The organism is Rhodococcus sp. NPDC080181, from assembly GCF_040702225.1.
Lineage (GTDB): Bacteria > Actinomycetota > Actinomycetes > Mycobacteriales > Mycobacteriaceae > Rhodococcoides > Rhodococcoides fascians.
In genome coordinates this window covers 47,469-54,248 of sequence record NZ_JBFBKN010000026.1, presented here as the reverse complement: position 1 = coordinate 54,248, position 6,780 = coordinate 47,469, and the positions used below count along the sequence as shown (strand labels likewise).

The 6,780-nt window shown below is 63.6% G+C and carries 8 protein-coding genes; 6 read left to right on the top strand and 2 right to left on the bottom strand.

All coding sequences use genetic code 11. The features are described from left to right. Positions 1-419: 419 nt before the first annotated feature. Entirely contained in the window at positions 420-1,100 is a 681-nt protein-coding gene (locus tag AB0O58_RS22750) for a HemK2/MTQ2 family protein methyltransferase (RefSeq protein WP_206498235.1), read from the top strand. 95 nt (positions 1,101-1,195) lie between these two features. Here the strand turns inward: AB0O58_RS22750 and AB0O58_RS22745 are convergent, their stop codons facing one another. Together AB0O58_RS22745 and AB0O58_RS22740 are read right to left on the bottom strand one after the other, a co-directional pair. After that, entirely contained in the window at positions 1,196-2,446 is a 1,251-nt protein-coding gene (locus AB0O58_RS22745) for a hypothetical protein (RefSeq protein WP_032368483.1), read from the bottom strand. A gap of 81 nt (positions 2,447-2,527) precedes the next feature. Beyond that, positions 2,528-3,274: an ABC transporter permease gene (locus tag AB0O58_RS22740; RefSeq protein ID WP_032368253.1), complete on the bottom strand. Its 747-nt coding sequence runs from the start codon at positions 3,272-3,274 to the stop codon at positions 2,528-2,530. A 98-nt stretch (positions 3,275-3,372) separates the two neighbouring features. On the opposite strand from AB0O58_RS22740, the gene AB0O58_RS22735 reads away from it, so the two are divergent. From AB0O58_RS22735 to AB0O58_RS22715, 5 genes are all read left to right on the top strand, one after another. Continuing rightward, on the top strand, positions 3,373-3,543 hold the full coding sequence (locus tag AB0O58_RS22735) for a hypothetical protein (protein WP_366238833.1): 171 nt from the start codon (positions 3,373-3,375) through the stop codon (positions 3,541-3,543). Positions 3,544-3,802: 259 nt separating this feature from the next. Further along, the gene (locus AB0O58_RS22730) at positions 3,803-4,765 is read left to right on the top strand and encodes an FAD:protein FMN transferase (RefSeq protein WP_094631403.1); all 963 of its coding nucleotides are present in this window, start codon (positions 3,803-3,805) and stop codon (positions 4,763-4,765) included. Then, positions 4,765-5,322, top strand: a complete 558-nt coding sequence (locus AB0O58_RS22725) for a ferric reductase-like transmembrane domain-containing protein (protein WP_032368256.1) — start codon at positions 4,765-4,767, stop codon at positions 5,320-5,322. The genes AB0O58_RS22730 and AB0O58_RS22725 overlap by 1 nt, the downstream gene beginning before the upstream one ends. Next, the gene (locus tag AB0O58_RS22720) at positions 5,319-6,530 is read left to right on the top strand and encodes an NADH-ubiquinone oxidoreductase-F iron-sulfur binding region domain-containing protein (protein WP_206498236.1); all 1,212 of its coding nucleotides are present in this window, start codon (positions 5,319-5,321) and stop codon (positions 6,528-6,530) included. Before AB0O58_RS22725 ends, AB0O58_RS22720 begins: the two co-directional genes overlap by 4 nt. Continuing rightward, positions 6,527-6,766 carry a ferredoxin gene (locus AB0O58_RS22715; RefSeq protein WP_206498266.1) on the top strand — a complete coding sequence of 80 codons (240 nt, stop codon included), beginning with the start codon at positions 6,527-6,529 and terminating at the stop codon, positions 6,764-6,766. The genes AB0O58_RS22720 and AB0O58_RS22715 overlap by 4 nt, the downstream gene beginning before the upstream one ends. Positions 6,767-6,780 lie beyond the last annotated feature (14 nt).

Below are 6,780 nucleotides of genomic sequence, written 5' to 3'. Positions count from 1 at the left end.
CATCGAAAGGACCGCCCCTGAACAACCGGAAACATCAACACGGGGTGGGGACTTTTACCTGGCCACCAGCGGGGACATCGACATGGCCATTGACATTCGACTCCACCATGTTTCAAAGTGATGAGTTCGGAACCTTCTGAAACTACGTACTTCGGGACTACCTGCTGAACCGCACGGACCGATAACTCGCACATTTGCGACGCGACATAGTGCCGATAGCAAAGAGACCGAGTCAGCTGCATGAGCTGCGGGCGATAGATCACCCTCTCCTGGAGGCGACACCAACTACTACACGCCCGGTAGTATGAAGGTGGCGGTAAACGTCGATGCGCGCATTTGCCGCGGGCAGGGGCCAATCGACGGGAGTAGCTGCATAACCCGACGACACTGTCGCCGTCGGCTCGAAGGGGGGATCCACCATGAAGTCCACAGCGTCAGACCCGCTCCTACTCGGACACGGGACGGTGTACGAACCGCAGCACGACTCGCACATGCTTGCCGAAGCCGTCCTTGCCTGCGGCATTCCGAACGACTCACGGGTACTGGACCTGTGTACGGGGTCTGGAATTCAAGCCCTGACGGCCGCGACGCTCGGGGCTCATCGAGTACTGGCAGTGGACATCTCACCGGCAGCGGTCGAATCGACGAGGGCTGCCGCGCGGCGACTCGGCCTCGATATCGAAGCGCGTCAGGGCGACCTCTCCGTCGCACTGACACACGGCCCCTACGACGTCGTACTGTGCAATCCCCCGTATGTACCGAGTGCGCACCTACCACCCACCGAAGGCCCCTCGGTGGCGTGGGATGCAGGGGTGGACGGGCGAGCGTTCCTGGATCCACTGTGTCGTGCGGCTCCAGACCTACTGTCCGACAACGGGTTCCTCCTACTGGTCCATTCCGAACACGCTGACGTTCCGAAGTCGCTTGCGATGATGGAGGAAGGAGGCTTGACAGCATCGATCGTGGCCAGGCAAACCATCGGATTCGGACCGGTCTTGCTAGCGCGCGCCGCGTGGCTGGAGGCCAACGGCCTCATCGTGCCAGGATGCCGGATCGAAGAGTTGGCAGTGATATTGGCCCAGAAAAACATTGGTACCTAATTCGTCCCCTCGAGCGAACATGACTCACCCTGCGACGTCCGTCGCCGCCGCTGTCGACGGGCAACCGGCCCTGAGCACCAGAGCGAGTGGTCTCGTCACTGCAGGGCGGCGGCGAGGTCCGTCAGTGCAGCGGTCTCCGCGCCAGGGTCGGGGGTGCTCGACCGGATTGCGGTGAGCACTACGTCGATACGCGAGTCGAGCGCTGTCCACCCCGCAGCGTCGAGCGGCTGCAACGCGGGTTGATCGTCGTCCCAGGTGGTTTCGAGCTTCTTCGCAGCAGTTTTCGCCTCGTCCTGCTGACCGGACCGAACTGCCCAGGCAGTGTCGTCGACGATCGCGCGGAGCTCGGTGACCTGCTGCGGCGGGAACTTCGCGATCGCCTCCCCCGGCGCGAGATCGGTGATCGCAGCCCCCGAACCCTCCGCCTCACTTACCGGCGCTGTATGTGGCTGCGCAGACGCCCACGACAGAAGCCCCGCCGTGGCAACCGCGACTGCCGCGAAATAGACCAGCATCGCGCGCTCACGGCGCGCGTCTGTGGCGACCGGTTCGGGCTCGACACGGTGGTTCCCGATCACGTCTCGTTTCGTTCGCGTCAGATACAGCACCGTAGCCAGGATCGCGACCAGGAACACCACACTGGTGACGAATGTGCCCAGCCCGAGACCGTGCTCAGTGGCCGGTTGGGCGAACCAGTCACCGAGATTCGCCCCCAGCGGACGGGTGAGGATATAGGCCAACCAGAACGCCAACACTGCGTTCGCGCCGAGCCGCCAACCGGCGACGACCGCCACGATCAAGCCGGCGGGCAGAAGTACCGACGTGCCCGGGCCCCACCCGGTGATACTCAGCGTCCAATCGCCCGCCGCGGTCCCGAGCGCGAACGTCACCAGAATCGCCAACCAGTAGAACAGCTCTCGGGGCACAGTGACGATGCTGTGAATCGACAGGGTCCGCTCCCGCACGAACCACACCCCGAACACCACCGCCAACAACGCGGCGAACACCGACATACTCACCGCCAACGGAACACCGCGACTGTCGGTGAGGATGTCGGTGTACAGCGTTCCCGTGACACTGAGCACCACCACCGTCAGCCAGTACACGGCAGGCACGTACTTCGACAGCAAGATCTGAACCGCAAGCACCGCAACGAGAATCGCGGTGAACAATCCCGCCGTCGCGGTCAGTCCGACACCGAGGGTCATGTTCACCCAGTCCGCGACACTCTCCCCCACTGTGGTGCACAGGATCTTCACGACCCAGAACCAGACCGTGATTTCGGGGACCTTGCTCAGCGCCCGGTGGTGAACCGTCAGATGCTCGGAATCGGTGACATCGCTCATGAACCGGGACCGTACCCACGTGTTGCTGAAGGTCCGCTGAGGATCACCCACCGTGGATGCCGACCTCGCCGAACCACGCGTCTACGGCCCCCGGCGAACCGATCCCCGCGCGACCAGTTCCACGGTCAGCGCGACGGCGATGGTCTGCGCAAGCAACAACCCGGCGAGCACCAAAATCTGTACAGCCCCCGCCTGCAAGGCCGAACCACTGGCCAGCAACACGCCCACGAACGCACCCGGCAACGTCACCAACCCCACCGTCCGTGTCTGATCCAGGCCCGGCAGCAGCGCGTCGTTCGCGGTGGGCCGCACCACCTCCACGCGCGCATCACGTTCGGTCATTCCGAGGCTCAGTGCCGCCTCCACTTCTCCGTGCCTGTCGGTCAACGCGGCCAGTGCGCGGCGCGCGGACAGTGATGTTGCGGTCATCGTCCCGCCCAGGATGATTCCGCCGACCGGAACAATCGAGATGCCCTGCGCCGGAACGACACCGGTGAGCAAGCACAACGGGACCACGATCCCGACACCCACCGCCAGGGGAACCACGAGCCAGATACCGGACCTCCCCGACTCCGAACGCCGAATCGACGTGAACGCCGCAGCCCCGAACATCACCAGCAGCACCAGCAACGACGACCACAGATGCTCGAGCGCCGCAGCGAGAATCAACGAAATCGCCGCCAATTGAACGAAGCCGCGCAGAGCAGCAGCCGGAGCGGTGATCATTCGACCGATCGACGAGACCCGATAGATGACCCCAGCGAGCGTCACCATCACGCAACAGAGAACCACGAGCGGCAGACCAGGCTGGGCCAAGGAAGAACTCACCGGTCGAGTATGTGGCGTGGCCTGCATCAGTCTCAGACCAGGTCGAGGACAGAACCACTCTCAGCGCTTCTTCAGCGGCCGGTGGGCACCATGAAGCCATGTCCATCCAGCGGTCGACGTACGCCGAACAACACGTGGTCACGCAGGGTGTTCTCTGGACGTTCGCACCCGAGTTGCAGCGAACGAACAGCGTCGTCCCAGGAAGCTCCCACACTCTGGATCTCGAGCCCCTCGACCACGCGGGCAGACCTCGGAAAGGCCTCACATGATTACACCGGAATCCGGCTTCCGCAGAGCACGTATCGCTACTGCGGCAGTGGCAGGAGTCGGGGTCGCCGTCGTGATCGGAACCTCGGCACTGGCATTCCTCGATACTCAGAACACCGATACAGCCAACGCAGCGAGCGTCTCGGAAACGACTTCGACAACGCAGTCGGACAATGGGACCACCTCGTCCCCGAACCCGTTCGGTACCTCGCCGCGCGTCTCATCGGGATCCGGAACACCACACAGCACGACCCACGGCTCATGACTGTCGTCGCCGAGAAGAACTCGATAGCCGAGTCCCGCTGGCAGATGTGGAGCACCGACGTTCATCTTGTCGTGACCGACCCGAGGTCGCTCGAGGCCGCGGAGTCGCTGGTGCGCAGCGAACTCGACGCGGTCGACCACGCATGCAGCAGGTTCCGGCCCGATTCCGAAATCATGAACCTGACGGGATCACATGTCCGACCCGCCCCCGTCAGTGCCGTACTCGCCGACCTCGTGCTCGCGTCGCTGCACGCAGCCGACATCACCGACGGTGCAGTGGACCCGACGCTCGGCTCAGCGATGATCGACCTGGGTTACGACAGGGACTTCTCACTGCTCGAACCACCCACCGGGGGTTACTCCGCAACCGTCTCCGTCGTACGCCGCGCCGACTGGACAATGGTGACCCTGCACGACGGCATGCTCACGGTTCCGGAGGGTGTTGTTCTCGATCTGGGAGCGACCGCGAAAGCGCTGGCAGCCGACCGCTGTGCCGCACTCGTCGCGTCCGAACTGGGCTGCGGAGTTCTCGTGTCTATCGGAGGTGACATCTCGACGAGCGGTCCGCCGCCGAGCACGGGATGGCAGATTCGAGTGGCCGACGGTGACAACCAACCTTCGACGAACGTCACCATCGGGTCCGGCGTCGGAGTTGCCACGTCGAGCACCCAGCGGAGGCGATGGTCGAAAGGCGGAAAGACTGCACATCACATCCTCGATCCGCAGCTCTTGGTCCCCGTCGAACCAATCTGGCGCACAGTCACTGTCGCCGCACAGAGCTGTTTTCTGGCCAACACGGCCAGTACCGCCGCCGTCGTGAAAGGTTCGGCCGCCGTGCGATGGTTGAGAGACATCGGCCTTCCCGCGCGAATGATCGATGCCGACGGTGACACGACAGTGACACCCGGATGGCTCGAGAAGAGTTCCCACAGTGGACATCCGAACACCGAGGAGGACTGATGGATCAAGCACTGTGGGCACTCGGACGGGGAACCGGCATCGCGGCGTTGTTGATACTCACCCTCTCCATGGCATCGGGAACGGTGACGCGATCGGGGCGACCGATTCTTACGTTGCCACGATTCGGCGTCGTGGAACTCCACAAGAACACATCTCTACTGGGGTCGCTGCTCATCGTGATTCATGTGGGTGCACTGCTTTTCGATCCCTACGCACAGCTGAACGTCGTCGACTCAGTGGTCCCGTTTCTCGGGCGCTACCGGCCGTTCTGGCTCGGGCTCGGCACCCTCGCCGTAGATCTGATCATCGTTGTCGTCGCCACTGCTCTGCTGAGGCACCGATTGGGGCACAGAACATTTCGGGTCGTTCACTGGTCGGCGTATGCCTTGTGGCCGATTGCCCTCGCTCACGCCCTGGGGAACGGAACGGACGTCGGACACGCATGGTTCCTTTCCATTGCTGCAGGGTGCGCGGTACTGGTGACGGCAGCGACGACGTTCCGGCTCCGCCACGATTTTCTCGAATTCCACCACTCCAGAGCAGGAGCACAGCAATGACGACCTCCAGCCTCACTCACATTTTGTCCGGTGCCGGGTTCGACCTCGACCGACATGCGCACACGTTCGGGCCGGTGCCTGCCGGCGACGATTCGGTCATCACGGCTATCTCACGTTCCGGCCTGGCCGGGCGCGGTGGCGCAGGTTTTTCTACCGGGGCGAAGATGGCCGCCATCACCGGTCGCCGACCCGTAGTGATTGCGAACGGATCCGAGGGGGAACCGATGAGCAGCAAAGACGCTGTCCTACTATCCGATTCACCACACCTCGTTCTCGACGGCCTGGCGATCGCCGCGGAAGCAGTGGGTGCGACCGACGCATTCCTTGTCGTACCGGCCCCGAATACCGACCGGTTGCGCAGCGCCATCACCGAACGGCGACACAGTGGTTGGGATCGCACCGACGTCCACGTCGTCGTGTCCGCCGGACGCTTCGTCTCCGGGGAGAAGACGGCTCTGATCGCGGCGGTCGAGGGCAAGCCACCGATTCCGCGGTCCTCACTGGCATCGTCTTCGAAATCGGGAATGAAGGGACGTCCGACTCTCGTGCACAATGTCGAAACTCTCGCGCACGTCGCCACCGTTGCGCGATTCGGCGTCGACTGGTTCCGATCGTCAGGAACTACGAGCGAACCTGGAACGATGCTCGTGACGTTGTCCGGCGCAGTGAACAACCCCGGCGTTGTCGAGGTACCGATCGGAAGCCCACTCGAGTGGGTTGTCGGCGATATCGGACGAGCGGACATGGACAACACTCGCGCCGTGCTGGTCGGCGGTTATCACGGAACCTGGATCAACCGAGCGGACCTCGCAGGGCGACGCCTCTCGAGAGAATCTCTCGCCGCGATAGGCGCTAGTCCGGGAGCGGGGGTGGTACACGCGCTGGCAGTCCACACCTGCGGTCTTCGTGCCACGGCCGACATAGTCGACTACCTTGCACGGGAAAGCGCTGGGCAATGCGGGCCCTGCCTGAACGGGCTTCCCCGGCTGGCGTCGGAATTCGCCGACCTCGCCTACCACCGTCCCGGTGAACAGACGATCCACGAGATCCGCCGCTATGCCGGACTCGTCGACGGGCGCGGTGCATGCCACCATCCCGACGGAACCGTACGGCTCGTCCTGTCGGCCTTGACCGCATTCGCCGACGACGTGCGCATGCACAGCACCGGCCACTGCGAGGCAACAGCGCGACTGCGGAGAACCTGGTGAAACTCGACAGAACTTCAGAGTCCAGGCTTCACATCGACTGGACGCGCTGCGACGGCCGGGGCCTGTGCACCGAACTGCTCCCCGAGATCCTGTCCCGCGACGAGTGGGGATATCCGCTGTCTGCAACTCCTGATCCGACCGTCCCCTCGAGATCTCTGGGTAATGCGCTCAAGGCCGTCGACCTGTGTCCGCGGATGGCATTGGCGTTGCACTCACCGGACCGAACGAGACCGTAGAGCCATCTCGGCGA

What these genes read in the sequence shown, in the direction of transcription:
- AB0O58_RS22750 (WP_206498235.1), top strand. Translation starts at nt 420, where the DNA reads ATGAAGTCCACAGCGTCAGACCCGCTCCTACTCGGACACGGGACGGTG.
- AB0O58_RS22745 (WP_032368483.1), bottom strand. Translation starts at nt 2,446, where the DNA reads ATGAGCGATGTCACCGATTCCGAGCATCTGACGGTTCACCACCGGGCG.
- AB0O58_RS22735 (WP_366238833.1), top strand. Translation starts at nt 3,373, where the DNA reads ATGTCCATCCAGCGGTCGACGTACGCCGAACAACACGTGGTCACGCAG.
- AB0O58_RS22730 (WP_094631403.1), top strand. Translation starts at nt 3,803, where the DNA reads ATGACTGTCGTCGCCGAGAAGAACTCGATAGCCGAGTCCCGCTGGCAG.
- AB0O58_RS22725 (WP_032368256.1), top strand. Translation starts at nt 4,765, where the DNA reads ATGGATCAAGCACTGTGGGCACTCGGACGGGGAACCGGCATCGCGGCG.
- AB0O58_RS22720 (WP_206498236.1), top strand. Translation starts at nt 5,319, where the DNA reads ATGACGACCTCCAGCCTCACTCACATTTTGTCCGGTGCCGGGTTCGAC.